Raw genomic sequence first — 13,134 nt, 5'->3', positions numbered from 1 at the left:
CCCCGTTCTGCGAGGGGCCCCCAAAACAGGTACAGTCATGAGCGAGACCAGAATCTCAGTCAATCTGGAAAGTTTCAAATATCCGGACGGCACCATCGCCCTTTCCGATATCCACATCGGCATCGCCAGGGGTGAATTCACCGGGATACTGGGGTCGAACGGTTCCGGGAAGACGACGCTGTTGAAGGTCATGGACGGCCTGGTCAAAGGGTATCGGGGCGAGGTGCTCCTCGATGGAGAAAACGTGCTCCGCCTGCACCCCCGGGACATCTACCGCAAGGTTGGGCTCGTCTTCCAGAATCCCGACGACCAGCTCTTTGCCACCAACGTCTTCGAGGATACCGCTTTCGGTCCTCGCAATATGGGGTGCCCCGAAGACGAGGTCCGCCGGAGGGTGGAAACCGCCCTTTCCAGTGTCGATATGGCGGATTTCGTCATGAAGGGGATCCACAATCTGAGCTACGGGCAGAAGAAGAGGGTCTGCATCGCCGGCCTCCTTGCCATGGGCCACGAGATCCTCCTGATGGACGAGCCGACGGCAGGGCTCGATCCCATGGGCGAGTACCGGATGATGGAGCTCTTGACCCGACTCAACCGTGAGCAGGGAGTCACCATCGTCATGGCCACCCACAGCGTCGACCTGGTGCCCATATTCCTGCATCGGCTTCACATCCTCAGCCGCGGGAAGCTGGTCCGTGGGGGGACCCCTGAGGAGGTCTTCACTGCGCCGGAGGAGCTGCAGAATGTGAAGCTGCGCCTTCCCCATATCGCCGAGCTGATCTACAAGCTGAAGCACGAAGAGATGCTCCCCTTTGGCAGGATCCCTCTGACCGTGGGCGAGGCCAGGAGGGAGATAGTCGAGGCTATGGGAAGATAGAACAGGATCCGCCTTTGTTTTGAGTAGGAAGGGGGGCTGCCAAACGCAGCCCCCCTTCTTTTTGCCCTGTTGCCCGCCAGTCGCGGCCGAGACGCCATCCCCCTGTAGTAATCTTGTTCATTGTAACTTATTGGAACGGGTAAATGTTATATTGTGGAACAGTTGGGTGTGACATAGTGTAACAGCGAGGATGGTGCACTACCAGTTCCAGTTTTGTGCGCATTGTTTCATCCGGGTAATTATAATTTAGTTCCGCCCTTTTCAGTCTCTGACTTCTCCACGTCCGATGATTGAAGCTGATGGCAGGGCGAGTGAACTTTTAGTAAAAGTTCTGGTATTGCTTGTGCCGCTATTATCACATGTCAAAATTGTGGACCAGAATGTGCATGGGTTGGTAATCTTTCGACAGCGGCCCCGTAAATCATGCTGGATGCCCGCGCTGGATCGTCATGCTGCGGTGACAATATTTTAATAAGTAGTATGATCATTGTTTTGTTTACATTGGTAAAACTAAAATATAATTGACAGCGACTCGCTGTAAATGTATAAATCCACTCATTGAAACCTGCCAACTACAGTGTTGACGGTTGTTATGGATCCCTTAGTGGGGATGGCTGGGGCTCGGTAACGGTAGAGGTTGCTGGATCCACGAGTATGGTTGCCACTATCTGTGCAAACGTACGATTGAAGCTGGTGAATACATCAGGGAAAGGAGCACACTATGGGAAAGCTTATCTGGGGGTGGGGAGTTGTCTATGCAGCAGCGGTCGGTGTCTATGCGCTTTATCTTCTGAAGAAGTACGTCTTCACAAAGAAGTAACAGCCTCTGGGAACATTCTGCCAGCGTGAGAGCTGGCTATTAATAGATAGGTAAGGAGATGGGAGATGGGAAAGATTTTTGTATTTCTTGGCGTTGTCTACGGTGTGATGCTTATGGTCCAGATACTCTCCGGTATGCTCGCTAAGAAACAGGAAAACTAGCTATAGGAGCCGAGACCGTAGCCGGCATTGACGCCGGGCCGACGGACGGGACTGCGGCTTATTCTTGACCGAGCGGTCTCAACAGGTAAGGAAAAAAGAAAGCGGGATGGGCTTATGCCCCATCCCGCTTCTTTTTGTATGGTCTGAACAACGTACTAGTAGAGTTTGTCGATGACCTTGGCCCGTACCCTGCCTATCAAGGTCGCCAGGGCCCCCATCTCGTCGGGAGAATCTCCCTCGACCAGCTTTATGTGGGTGGGGTTGGCCGGAACCTCCCCGAACGTCGGGTCGACCGGAATCCAGCCATCGACATAGCTCTCGGTCCAACTGTGATAAAGAAACCCTTGGCCCGGTGCGTAGACGAGACCCGATACGAAACGCGTGGGGATGCCGGCGGCGCGGGAGAGCGCGGCATAAAGCCGCGCATGGCTTTGGCAGTTGCCGTTGTGCTTGGCGAGGGTTTCCAGCGGGGACTGGCTGTCCGTCACCGTCCCCTTGATCTCCCTGGCAACCCAGCCTGCCAAGAGGCTCACCTTCTTGACCGGATCTTTTTCGCCGGCAATGATCTCATCCTTTTTCGCCACTATCTCCGGCGAATCGCTGGGGATCCTCGTCGCCGGCTCGAGATCGGCAGCCGTGGTCTGCGCCTCACCCGTGGCAGACGTATAGGCTGGGTTGGGCATCGTGAAGACCACGGTACCATTCGACAGCCTCGTTGCCTGCTGCCCTTTTCCCTGCAGGATCGGCAGCGCCTCCGGAATCCCGCTCAGCTCTATAGAAAGCTTTTTCAGCTGCTCCGGGCGCTCTAAGGGCGGGGTCACCGGGACGAGGCTCAGATTGAGCACCATATCTTTCTTGGAAAGTGCGTCGTTCGCCAGTTCCTGCTTGGCCGTCGCCCCATCCTCGGCCAGGGTCACGATCAGGTCCTCCCTGACCGCTTCCTTGACCGTATTCCCCTTGAGATCAACCCAGATATCGTTGTCGACGATCGGGTAGAGATCGTTTTGCAGGTGCACCGTCGCCGTTCCCGGCGGCAGGGTCTCTTCTCCGATCACCTTGATCTTGACCTGCTTGACCTTTACCGACTCGAGGTCCAGCATCGCGATTTTGTAGCTCTTCCCTGCGGTGGCCCCCCGCATCAGCGGATAGATGTTGAGCGCCTGTGGAGGATAGACCGGTCCCTTCGATTTCAGGGTCCGCTCCTTCTTCCCGCTGCGGGACTCGATAGCCACCCTGATCCCGTTGGGAACCACCTCGCCCCTGGTCGTCATCGGGCTGCCGTCGATCCGCGTCTCAGCCTCGAACGACTGCACTGTGAGGTCGGGCCTGACCAGGTACCATTCCCTGGTCGAGGCTTCCCGCGAGAACCCCATCCCGCGCATCTTCACGCCCGATTCGGACTCGATGCGGTAACCGTCACCGCTGCGCACGATGTTCTGGTGGGCGAACCCGACCCTCTCGCCCCCCATGTTGATGCTGAACCAAGTTTCGCCTTCAGGCGGTGCGGCCAGCTTCGGTATGGCGGCGGCGAAAGCCGGCAGCGGCAGGGTGAACAGGACCAGGGCGAGAAGTATTGCTATCCACCCGCGGCCGGCCATCCTATTCAGTGAAGATCGGCTCTGCAGCGATCTCAGGCCTCTCTTCGCTCCTCTCAAGCTTGCACTGCCCCGTCCGGACAACCCCGGCAGTGGCCTCTTCCTGCTGCTTAGACGCATGGCGAAGGAGCTCCTTTTTCCCCGACTCATCCAGGTTTCGAAATAAAGCCACAAGTGTCTGTTCGTCAACGGTAAGTCTGCTTTCCATGTAAGTCTCCTGTTGGCAAAGTTAATTAACTTATAGCATAGCACCCCTCGGCGGCGCAATCGCGGAACCGCGGCAGATGCCGATTTATGGCGTTTAAGGACCAACCCTCCGTCCTCTTTCGCAGCGTGGCTGTCAACGGCAAAGCCTGAGAAGATAACCAGTTGCGGCTGCTTGTCGCGTGAGGTACAATAGATGTAGAGATAAGAGTTGCGGAGGATCGTAGGATCCTCCTTTCCCCTAGTCGACTTGCCCTCCTAGTCGCTAGGGTTTTTTTTTGTACCTACCGCGTCAGGGTTGTGCCAGTTCTTGCACACTCTCCTCCGATCAGCTATCATGGGCCATCCCACATTTCCAGAGGCCCAATGTATCCCATCGTTACCATCACCGATCAATGCCGCAAGTGCTATTCGTGCGTTCGTAGCTGCCCCGTCAAGGCCATCAAGGTCGAGAGAAGCTACACGGAAATCATCTTCGAACGCTGCATCGGGTGCGGCAACTGCCTGAGCACCTGCCCCCAGCATGCCAAGGTTATCGCCGACAACGTCGGTGTCACCGAGAACCTCCTTGCCTCCGGAGATCCCGTCGTCGCGGTTCTCGGCTGCTCCTTCCCGGCCTTTTTCCATAACGCCACGCCGGGACAGCTCTCCGCTGGCCTCAAGATGCTCGGTTTTTCCGAGGTGCACGAGGGTGCTAGGGGCGTTGAACTGATCGCCGAGGAGTACCGCCGCGCCATCCGCAACAGCGACCTTCCCCTGATATCCTCGCACTGCCCTGCCGTGGTCGACCTGATCGAGCGGCACTATCCCAAGCTGATCCCCAATCTGGTCGGGGTGGTGACGCACATGGTGGCCACGGGGCGCTTTCTGAAGCAGGTGCTCGGGGAGCAGGTCAAGGTGGTCTACATAAGCTCCTGTATCGCCGGTAAATTCGAGGTCCAGGCCGAGGAGACCCGTGGGGCGGTTGACATGCTTTTGACCTACCGGGAACTCGAATCGATCTTCAAGTCACGGTCGATCGAGCTTTCGGCCCTTGAGGAGGCCCCCTTCGACGGCAAGGAACCACATCTCGGGCGGGTCTTCTCCCTATCCCAAGGCTCCTTCCAGGCCTTCGGCATCGAGACCGACCCCCTCGATACCGAGATCGTCACCGCCGAGGGCGAGGTCAACGTCATGGGGATCGTGCGCGACCTGGCACACGGCAGGATCAGCCCGAAGCTCGTTGACCTTCGTTTCTGCTATGACGGCTGCATCGGCGGTCCCTGCCGCAACCAGGCGCTCACCGAGTTCTCCAGGCGTAACCTGGTGATTTCTCACTTCAGGAAGAAGGCTCCTTACCGGACCAAGCCGGTCTATCTGCAGGAGCACCCCCAGATCAACCTCAGCCGGTCCTTCTCCGAGAAATATGCCAAGCTCCCCACCCCCAAAGGGGGGGAGGTCAAAAAGATCCTGCAGGCTACCAACAAGTTCACCCAGAAGGACGAGCTTAACTGCCGTACCTGCGGTTACCGGACCTGCCGCGAATATGCGGTGGCGGTCTTCCAGGGGCTGGCCGACCTGGAGATGTGCCTGCCGCACAACCTGCAGCAGCTGGAGGAGGAGCGTGGCCGGCTGATCCAGAAATATGAGTTGGCCAAGAGGGAGCTGGACCGCGAGTACGGCGACGAGTTCATCGTGGGGACCGACAGCGAGACACTGGAGGCCCTGGACCAGATCAAACAGGTAGGCCCGACGCCGACGACGGTGCTGATAAGGGGCGAATCCGGAACGGGCAAGGAGCTGGCGGCGCGCGGCATCCATCGCTACAGCAAGAGAAATGACAAGCCGCTGGTCACGGTGAACTGCACCACCCTCACCGACTCGCTCCTGGAAAGCGAGCTCTTCGGTCACAAGAAGGGCTCTTTTACCGGGGCCCTGGCCGACAAAAAGGGTCTCTTCGAGGCCGCCGACGGCGGCACCATCTTCCTGGACGAGATCGGTGACATCACCCCGAAGCTGCAGGCCGAGCTTTTGCGCGTGCTGGACATGGGGGAGGTCCGACCCGTCGGCGGGACCGCTTCGAAAAGAGTCGACGTCAGGCTGATCGCCGCCACCAACAAGCCGCTCGAGGAGGGTGTGCGCGACGGCTGGTTCCGCGAGGACCTCTACTACCGGCTGAACGTCTTCTCGATCACCATGCCCCCCCTCAGGACGCGGGTCGCGTCCATCCCGCAGCTGGCCCACTACTTCCTGGAGAAGGCGCGCAACAAGCTGAACAAGAACATCGTCGGCATCGAGGAGCGGGCCATCAACGCCATGGTGAAATACCCGTGGCCCGGCAACATCCGCGAGATGCAGAACGTCATCGAACGCGCCGCCGTACTCACTCACGACGAGATCGTCAAGCTCGGGAACCTTCCCCTTGCCTTCGCCGAGAGCTACGCCGAGGAGGCGGATGACGTCATCGACCTGCGCTCCTTCAAAAAGGAACGCGAGCCGCACGTGCTGAGGGTGGAAAAGAAGCTGATTCAGCGCTATCTTGCCGACGCGGGAGGCAATGTGTCAAAAGCGGCACACCTCGCCAACATCCCCAGACGCTCCTTCTACCGGCTTTTGGACAAACATGGCCTGAAAGGGCGCACAATACGGGCTCGCGAGGACGACGATGAGTGATCGCCACCCAATCTGGAACTCCCGGGGTGGTCAAAATGATACATTGAGACACACTTTCGGGATTTGTGCCAAAAGTGACTCACTTTGTATACGGTATAATATAACAATGCTTTAATAAGCTGATATTAATAGGCTGGAATTACAGCAACTTATGCTTCAGGTTTCGTTTATTTCGCGGTTGGCACGTATATGGCAATATGTAGGTCAAGAAGTGACCACCAACCAACCTGCTAAATAAACGAAGGAGTGATTAAAATGGGAAGAATGAGGGAAAACCCGAGGTATAACGTAATTTCGATGAGGATCAGCGACGCCGAGCGTGAGACGCTCGAGCAGATAATGGACACGACGAAGAAGAGCGTATCCGACATCATGAGAGAAGCGATGGAACTGGTGAAGCTTCGCGCCTGCGGTGCCGATCTTGACCAGAAGGCGGCCTAAGCCGCCTTCCCGATTGCCGATATGATGTAAAAAAACAGGCCGCATCGCGCGGCCTTTTTTTTGCCCTGTGGCCGCCACAGCGGGCGCGGGGCGCGTTACCTGACCTTCCAGGTGGTCCCTTGGGCGCTGTCGAAGAGCTCGATGTTCTTCTGCGTCAGCTCGTCGCGGATCTCGTCGCTCCTCTTGAAGTTTTTCGCCTTCCTGGCCTCAGCGCGCTCCGCTATCAGCGCCTCGACCTCTTCCGCCGAAATGTTCATGGCCGAACTCTTGCGGTCGTTGATCCGCTGCAGGAAGGAGGCAGGCTGCGAGTCGCAGATTCCCAGCACCTTCGCGATGGCGGCGACCTCCTCCTTCACCCGCTTGAGAAGCCCGCTCTGTGCCAGCGGGAGCGCCTTGTTGATGCTGCGCACCAGGTCGAAGAGGTGGCCGAGGGCCATGGCGGTGTTGAAGTCGTCATCCATTGCCTCTTCGAAGCGTGCTGCTATGGCGGCGCACTTCTCCTCCAGCTCGGCGCTCTCCTCCGAAGGCGCTGGCTCCTCTGCGCCGGCCTCCAGCCTCTCATCGATACCCGCCAGCGCCTTGTAGATCCTCTCCAGCCCGAGTTCAGCTTCCTTCAGGTTCTGGTCCGAGAAGTCGATCGGGGAGCGGTAGTGGGCGGAGAGGAGGAAGAAGCGCAGCACCTCGGCGTCGTAGCGATCGAGCACCTCTTTGATGGTGAAGAAGTTCCCCAGCGACTTGGACATCTTTTCCGCGTTGATGTTCACGAAGCCGTTGTGGAGCCAGTACTTCACGAACGGTTTCCCGGTGGCCGCCTCGGCCTGGGCGATCTCGTTCTCGTGGTGCGGGAAGATCAGGTCCTTGCCGCCGCCGTGGATGTCGAAGGTCTCGCCCAGGTATTTCATGCTCATGGCCGAGCATTCGATGTGCCACCCGGGCCGCCCCTGCCCCCAGGGAGACTCCCAGTAAGGCTCGCCCGGCTTTGCTCCCTTCCAGAGGGCGAAATCCATCGGATGTCTCTTGCGCTCGTCAACCTCGATGCGGGCCCCGGCCTGCATGTCCTCGAGGTTCCTTTTGGACAGCTGCAGGTAGGCATCGAACTTTTCCACGCAGAAGAAGACGTCGTTACCGGATTGGTAGGCGCACCCTTTCTCGATCAACTTCTCCACCAGGGCGATGATCTCGGGGATGTGCTCCGTCGCCTTGGGCTGGAAGGTCGGCAGCTGCAGCATGAGCCGCGCCATGTCCAGGTCGAATTCCTTTATGAAGCGCTCGGATATTTCGTTAAAGGCCACCCCGTCGCGGTTGGCGCGGTTGATGATCTTGTCGTCGATGTCCGTGTAGTTGCGGACGTAGGTGACCTCGAAGCCCTTAGCCTGGAGGTGGCGGTAGATCATGTCGAAAACCACGTTGGCGCGGGCGTGGCCGATGTGGCAGTGGTCGTAGACGGTGACGCCGCAGACATACATCCCGACCTTGCCGGGGGTCATCGGTACGAACTCTTCCTTGGTGCCGGAAAGGGTGTTGTAGACGCGTAAGGGCATGGAACTCCTCTTAAAGTGAAAGGTGAAAAGTGAAAGGTGAAAGGAGGCATCGAAGGCCCAGGCTCAGGTGTTACCTTTCACCCTTCACCCTTCACGGTTTTAGCGTTTCTCCTGGCTCCACGAATCGCGCAAGGTGGAGGTCCGGTTGAAGACCAGGGCTTCGGGGCTGGAGTGCTTGGAGTCGAGGCAGAAATACCCCAGCCTTTCGAACTGGTAGCGGCTTTCGAGGGGCGCCTCCTTGAGTGAAGGCTCCAGCTTGCAACCCTTGAGCACCTCGACCGAGTTCGGGTTGATGGAGGTGCGGTAGTCGGGCTCGTTCTTCCCGCCGGGGTTCGGCGTGCTGAACAGCCGGTCGTAGAGACGTACCTCGGCCTCGAGCGCGTGCCCGGCGCTGACCCAGTGGATGGTCCCCTTGATCTTCCTGCCGTCGGGCGCGGTCCCCCCCCGGGAGCCCGGGTCGTGGCTGCAGCGGACCTCGATGATCTCGCCCTCGTCATCCTTGACCACGGATTCGCAGCGCACGATGTAGGCGTACCTGAGCCGCACTTCCCGCCCGGGCGCCAGCCGGAAGAAGCCTTTGGCCGGCTCTTCCTGGAAATCGTCCCGTTCGATGTACACCGTCCTGGAGAACGGAACCTTCCGGCTCCCCATGGCGGGGTCGTTCGGGTGGTTCGCCGCCTCGAATTCCTCGCTCTCTCCTTCGGGATAATCCTCTATCACCAGCTTGAGCGGTCGCAGCACGGACATGGCGCGCGGAGCCCGGACGTTGAGGTCCTCGCGGACGGCCTCTTCCAGGATGCTCATGTCAATGATGCTGTCGCTCTTGCCCACGCCGATGGTTTCGCAGAAGTTCCTGATCGATTCAGGCGTATAGCCGCGGCGCTTCAGCCCCACCAGGGTCGGCATCCTCGGGTCGTCCCAGCCGTCGACCAGCCCTTCCTGCACCAGTTCCAGGAGCTTCCGTTTGCTCATCACCGTGTAGCTCAGGTTCAGGCGGGCAAACTCGATCTGCTGCGGGTGGCAGGGGACCTTGAGCACGTCCAGCACCCAGTCGTAGAGGGGGCGGTGGTCTTCGAACTCGAGGGTGCAGATGGAGTGGGTGATCCCCTCGATGGAGTCCGAGACGCAGTGGGCGTAATCGTACATCGGATAGATGCACCAGGTCTCGCCGGTGCGGTGATGCTCGACCTTCTTGATCCGGTAGATGACCGGGTCGCGCAGGTTGATGTTGGGGGAGGCCATGTCGATCTTTGCCCGCAGCACGTGGGCGCCGTCCTCGTACTTCCCTTCCCGCATGCCGCGGAAGAGCTCCAGGTTCTCCTGGACCGACCGGCTCCTGTACGGGCTCTCCTTCCCCGGCTCGTTCAAGGTGCCGCGGTAGCTCCTCATCTCTTCGGCGGAGAGGCTGTCCACGTAGGCGAGCCCCGTCTCGATCAGCCGCAGGGCGTGGCGGTAGAGCTCCTCGAAGTAGTCCGAGGCGTAGTACATGTGCTGGCCCCAGTCAAAGCCGAGCCACCTGACGCTCTCCCTGATGGAGTCCTCGTACTCGACCTCTTCCTTGGCGGGGTTGGTGTCATCGAAGCGCAGGTGGCAACGTCCGCCGAAATCCCTGGCCAGTCCGAAGTTCAGGCAGATCGACTTGGCGTGCCCGATGTGCAGGTAGCCGTTAGGCTCCGGCGGGAACCGGGTAACCACGCTCTTGTGCTTGCCGCTTTTGAGATCCTCGGTGACGATGTTCCTGATGAAGTTGTTTGCCTTTTCGGGCAGCGGAATCTCGCTCATATCGTCTCTTCCCATGCGGAGGGAGCTGTGCCCCTCCGTAATTTAGGTTAGCTTTTCTTCTCTAAAAGGGCCACGGCGTAGGAGGCGATACCTTCCCCGCGGCCGGCGAAGCCCAGTTCTTCGGTGGTGGTGGCCTTGACGTTGACCCGGTCCTCTTCGGTCGACAGTGCCCTGGCGATGTTCGCCCTCATCATTTGGATGTAGGGGGCGAGCTTCGGACGCTGGGCCACGATGGTGGTGTCGACGTTGGCGATGCGGTATCCCTTGCCGTCGGCCAGGTCCATGACGTGCTCGAGCAGCCTGATGCTGTCCGCGCCCTTGTATTTGGGGTCGGTATCGGGAAAGTGGCGCCCGATATCTCCTTCCCCGATGGCGCCGAGGATGGCGTCCGAGAGGGCGTGCAGCAGCACGTCGGCGTCGGAATGGCCGAGGAGCCCTTTGCTGTAGGGGATTTCCACTCCCCCGAGGATCAGTTTCCTCCCCTCGACCAGCCTGTGTACGTCATATCCGTTTCCAATCCGCATGAAACTTCCTTTCCTACCCCTTCATGAAGGCGGCGGCCAGCGCCATGTCCTCAGGGGTGGTTATCTTGATATTCCTGTAGTCTCCCATGACCACGCGCACCTGCCAACCCTGTCGCTCCATCAGGGAAGCGTCGTCGGTGCCCAGGAACCCTTCAGCCGCCGCCGATTGGTAGGCCTCTTTGATCAGGCCGTAGCGAAAGGCCTGCGGCGTCTGGGCCAGCCAGAGGTGCTCACGCGGGGGAGTCTCCGTTACGATGCCGTCCCGGACGATCTTGACGGTGTCCTTGCAAGGAACTGCCACGAGAGCGCCTCCGAACTCAGCCGCGGTGGCCGCGGCACGCTCCAGAACCTCGGACGGCACGAAGGGGCGCACCCCGTCATGAATCAGCACCAGGTCGTCATCCTCGACCCCCTCCATCGCCTTCAATCCGTTCATGACCGAGTGCTGGCGCTCAGCGCCCCCGGCCACGATGGCGCGTACCTTGGAGAAGCCGTAGCGATCAACGACCTCGCTTCGGCAAAAGGGGATCTCTTCCTCCGGGGAGACGACGTAGACGCCGTCGATGAAAGGCGCCTCTTGGAAAACCCGCAGCGTATGGGCCAGGATCGGCATTCCCTCCAGGAGAAGGTACTGCTTGTTCATCCCGGCTCCCATCCTCTTGCCCATGCCGGCGGCCGCGACGAGTGCGAAGATCTTTTTCAATGATGTCCTCATGAAGCTTTCCGCCGAGTGGCGTCTGCCAAAATCGGGGAATTATACAGTGGTGGCAGGAAAAAACCAGTAAAAACTAACGTCGGCGGTGCTGGTCCCGCCTCTGCTCGTCACCCCCCATTAGGAAGGGCAACGCTTCCGTTAATAAATCCTACAGCTTTAGGCAAAGGAGCGGCAAGAGGTAAAACCGGTAAGTCGAGGGTTAGCTGGCCACTCCCCTCAGTGCGGCGGCCAGGTCAGGCAGATCCTGATCGAGCAGGGTGCGGGGGTCGAGGAGGAAGGCCCCCTTCGAGATCCTCCCGATGACCGGCACTTCGTGCCTTCTCAGCCTCGCTTCCACCTCGTTGGGCGAGAGGCCGGAGATGGTAACCTCGATCAGCAGGGTCGGGAGGTTGAGAAGCGGAAGCGTCCCGCCACCGGCCTGGGAGACGCCCTCGGAAAAGGAGAGGGAGACCTCCTTCGGAACCTGGCGGCGCAACTGCCGGACCATCCGCTTGGCCCGCGCGGCCAGCTCCTCGTACTGGGCGGTCAGCATCCTCAGGGTCGGCACCTCGGAGAGGGCGATCCTCTCGTCCCGATAAAGCCCCAGGGTCGCCTCCAGCGTCGCCAGGGTGAGCTTGTCCATCCTGAGGGCCCTGAGCAGGGGGTGTTTCTTCATCGGCTCGATAAAGGCCTTCTTCCCCACGATCAGCCCGGCCTGGGGGCCGCCTAACAGCTTGTCGCCGCTGAAGGTTATCACATCGACCCCGGCCTGGACGAATTCCTGCACGGTCGGTTCGCTGCAGGGGAGTCTCCCGGAGAGGTCGACCAGGTTGCCGCTCCCCATGTCGGCCAGCACCGCTACCCCCGCCTCGGCCCCGAGGGTAACCAGTTCGGAGGCGGTGACTTCCGAGGTGAAGCCGACCACGGCGAAGTTGCTGCAGTGGACCTTGAGAAAGAGTGCGGTGTCTGGGGTGACGGCGGAGGTGTAATCCTTGGGATGGGTCCTGTTGGTGGTTCCGACTTCCTTCAGCGTCACGCCCGAGAGCCGCATCACGTCCGGTATCCGGAAGGAACCGCCGATCTCGACCAGTTCTCCGCGGGAGACCACTGCCTCGCGTCCGGCCGCCATAGCACTGAGAGCGAGGAGGACCGCCGCAGCGTTGTTGTTGACCACGATCCCCGCCTCGGCTCCCGTCAGCTCGCAAAGAAGCGATTCGACATGGCTGTAGCGGCTGCCGCGGACACCGGCCTCGAGATCGAATTCGAGATTGGAATAGCAGAAAGCGATATTGTCGAGGGCGGTCCTGGCGGCTTCGGGCAGGATGGAGCGCCCGAGATTGGTGTGGATGACCACGCCTGAGCCGTTGATGACCCTTTTCAGGCTGGGAGCAGTAAGGGAGGCAAGTTCGGCCGCCACCTGCCGGCAGATAGTGGCTTCGGCAAAGGCGGCCTCTTCGAGGGTGCCGCAGCGGGCGGCTTCGCGCAGCCTGTCGAGCACGGAACGGACGGCCTTCAGCAGCAGGGGCCTCGGATATTCCGAAGAGAGTTCCCGCACCCCTTCCCACTCGAAAACCCGGTCGACTTTCGGGATCATCTTCAGCTGCTGCATGGCCCCTCCTTCACATTAAGATGGCAGAGGTAATTTAGCGCAAAGCGCCCTTTGAAGCAAAGAAAAACGGGGTCCAGCCGATGTTTGCAACGCCCGGTGAGCGCCGCCGGGCGGGGAATTGCGTGCTTCGACAGGCTCAGCACGAACGGGTCAGGTGCTTCGACGGGCTCAGCACGAACGGGTCAAGGTGCTTCGTCAAACTCGGCACGAACGGCTCTTACGACACCTCGCTAC

At 59.7% G+C, this 13,134-nt stretch carries 10 protein-coding genes; 3 read left to right on the top strand and 7 right to left on the bottom strand.

Translation table 11 applies throughout. The annotated features are described in order from the left end of the window. The first annotated feature begins 37 nt into the window (after positions 1-37). Positions 38-877 carry an energy-coupling factor ABC transporter ATP-binding protein gene (locus tag AC11W3_RS22355; RefSeq protein WP_484089148.1) on the top strand — a complete coding sequence of 280 codons (840 nt, stop codon included), beginning with the start codon at positions 38-40 and terminating at the stop codon, positions 875-877. 1,136 nt (positions 878-2,013) lie between these two features. Here the strand turns inward: AC11W3_RS22355 and AC11W3_RS22350 are convergent. Both AC11W3_RS22350 and AC11W3_RS22345 read right to left on the bottom strand, forming a co-directional pair. Further along, positions 2,014-3,456: a transglutaminase-like domain-containing protein gene (locus tag AC11W3_RS22350; protein WP_484089147.1), complete on the bottom strand. Its 1,443-nt coding sequence runs from the start codon at positions 3,454-3,456 to the stop codon at positions 2,014-2,016. A 1-nt stretch (position 3,457) separates the two neighbouring features. Further along, positions 3,458-3,661: a hypothetical protein gene (locus AC11W3_RS22345; RefSeq protein ID WP_484089146.1), complete on the bottom strand. Its 204-nt coding sequence runs from the start codon at positions 3,659-3,661 to the stop codon at positions 3,458-3,460. Between the two features lie 362 nt (positions 3,662-4,023). On the opposite strand from AC11W3_RS22345, the gene AC11W3_RS22340 reads away from it, so the two are divergent. Together AC11W3_RS22340 and AC11W3_RS22335 are read left to right on the top strand one after the other, a co-directional pair. Next, entirely contained in the window at positions 4,024-6,309 is a 2,286-nt protein-coding gene (locus AC11W3_RS22340) for a sigma 54-interacting transcriptional regulator (protein WP_484089145.1), read from the top strand. Positions 6,310-6,564: 255 nt separating this feature from the next. Further along, on the top strand, positions 6,565-6,750 hold the full coding sequence (locus AC11W3_RS22335) for a ribbon-helix-helix protein, CopG family (protein WP_484089144.1): 186 nt from the start codon (positions 6,565-6,567) through the stop codon (positions 6,748-6,750). Between the two features lie 95 nt (positions 6,751-6,845). Here the strand turns inward: AC11W3_RS22335 and cysS are convergent, their stop codons facing one another. From cysS to selA, 5 genes are all read right to left on the bottom strand, one after another. Next, positions 6,846-8,291, bottom strand: coding sequence for a cysteine--tRNA ligase (cysS, locus tag AC11W3_RS22330; protein ID WP_484093867.1), 1,446 nt, complete (start codon positions 8,289-8,291; stop codon positions 6,846-6,848). A 99-nt stretch (positions 8,292-8,390) separates the two neighbouring features. Then, positions 8,391-10,073, bottom strand: coding sequence for a glutamine--tRNA ligase/YqeY domain fusion protein (locus AC11W3_RS22325; RefSeq protein ID WP_484089142.1), 1,683 nt, complete (start codon positions 10,071-10,073; stop codon positions 8,391-8,393). Positions 10,074-10,120: 47 nt separating this feature from the next. Next, a complete protein-coding gene (ispF, locus tag AC11W3_RS22320) occupies positions 10,121-10,597 on the bottom strand; it encodes a 2-C-methyl-D-erythritol 2,4-cyclodiphosphate synthase (protein ID WP_484089141.1) in 477 nt (158 codons plus the stop codon). Between the two features lie 13 nt (positions 10,598-10,610). After that, positions 10,611-11,300 carry a 2-C-methyl-D-erythritol 4-phosphate cytidylyltransferase gene (gene ispD / locus AC11W3_RS22315; RefSeq protein ID WP_484089140.1) on the bottom strand — a complete coding sequence of 230 codons (690 nt, stop codon included), beginning with the start codon at positions 11,298-11,300 and terminating at the stop codon, positions 10,611-10,613. A gap of 211 nt (positions 11,301-11,511) precedes the next feature. Next, positions 11,512-12,900, bottom strand: a complete 1,389-nt coding sequence (selA, locus tag AC11W3_RS22310) for an L-seryl-tRNA(Sec) selenium transferase (RefSeq protein WP_484093866.1) — start codon at positions 12,898-12,900, stop codon at positions 11,512-11,514. Positions 12,901-13,134: the final 234 nt, after the last annotated feature.

It is taken from the genome of Geomonas sp. (assembly GCF_056994735.1).
This window is presented reverse-complemented; position numbering and strand designations above follow the sequence as displayed.

What these genes read in the sequence shown, in the direction of transcription:
- AC11W3_RS22355 (WP_484089148.1), top strand. Translation starts at nt 38, where the DNA reads ATGAGCGAGACCAGAATCTCAGTCAATCTGGAAAGTTTCAAATATCCG.
- AC11W3_RS22350 (WP_484089147.1), bottom strand. Translation starts at nt 3,456, where the DNA reads ATGGCCGGCCGCGGGTGGATAGCAATACTTCTCGCCCTGGTCCTGTTC.
- AC11W3_RS22345 (WP_484089146.1), bottom strand. Translation starts at nt 3,661, where the DNA reads ATGGAAAGCAGACTTACCGTTGACGAACAGACACTTGTGGCTTTATTT.
- AC11W3_RS22340 (WP_484089145.1), top strand. Translation starts at nt 4,024, where the DNA reads ATGTATCCCATCGTTACCATCACCGATCAATGCCGCAAGTGCTATTCG.
- AC11W3_RS22335 (WP_484089144.1), top strand. Translation starts at nt 6,565, where the DNA reads ATGGGAAGAATGAGGGAAAACCCGAGGTATAACGTAATTTCGATGAGG.
- cysS (WP_484093867.1), bottom strand. Translation starts at nt 8,291, where the DNA reads ATGCCCTTACGCGTCTACAACACCCTTTCCGGCACCAAGGAAGAGTTC.
- AC11W3_RS22325 (WP_484089142.1), bottom strand. Translation starts at nt 10,073, where the DNA reads ATGAGCGAGATTCCGCTGCCCGAAAAGGCAAACAACTTCATCAGGAAC.
- ispF (WP_484089141.1), bottom strand. Translation starts at nt 10,597, where the DNA reads ATGCGGATTGGAAACGGATATGACGTACACAGGCTGGTCGAGGGGAGG.
- selA (WP_484093866.1), bottom strand. Translation starts at nt 12,900, where the DNA reads ATGCAGCAGCTGAAGATGATCCCGAAAGTCGACCGGGTTTTCGAGTGG.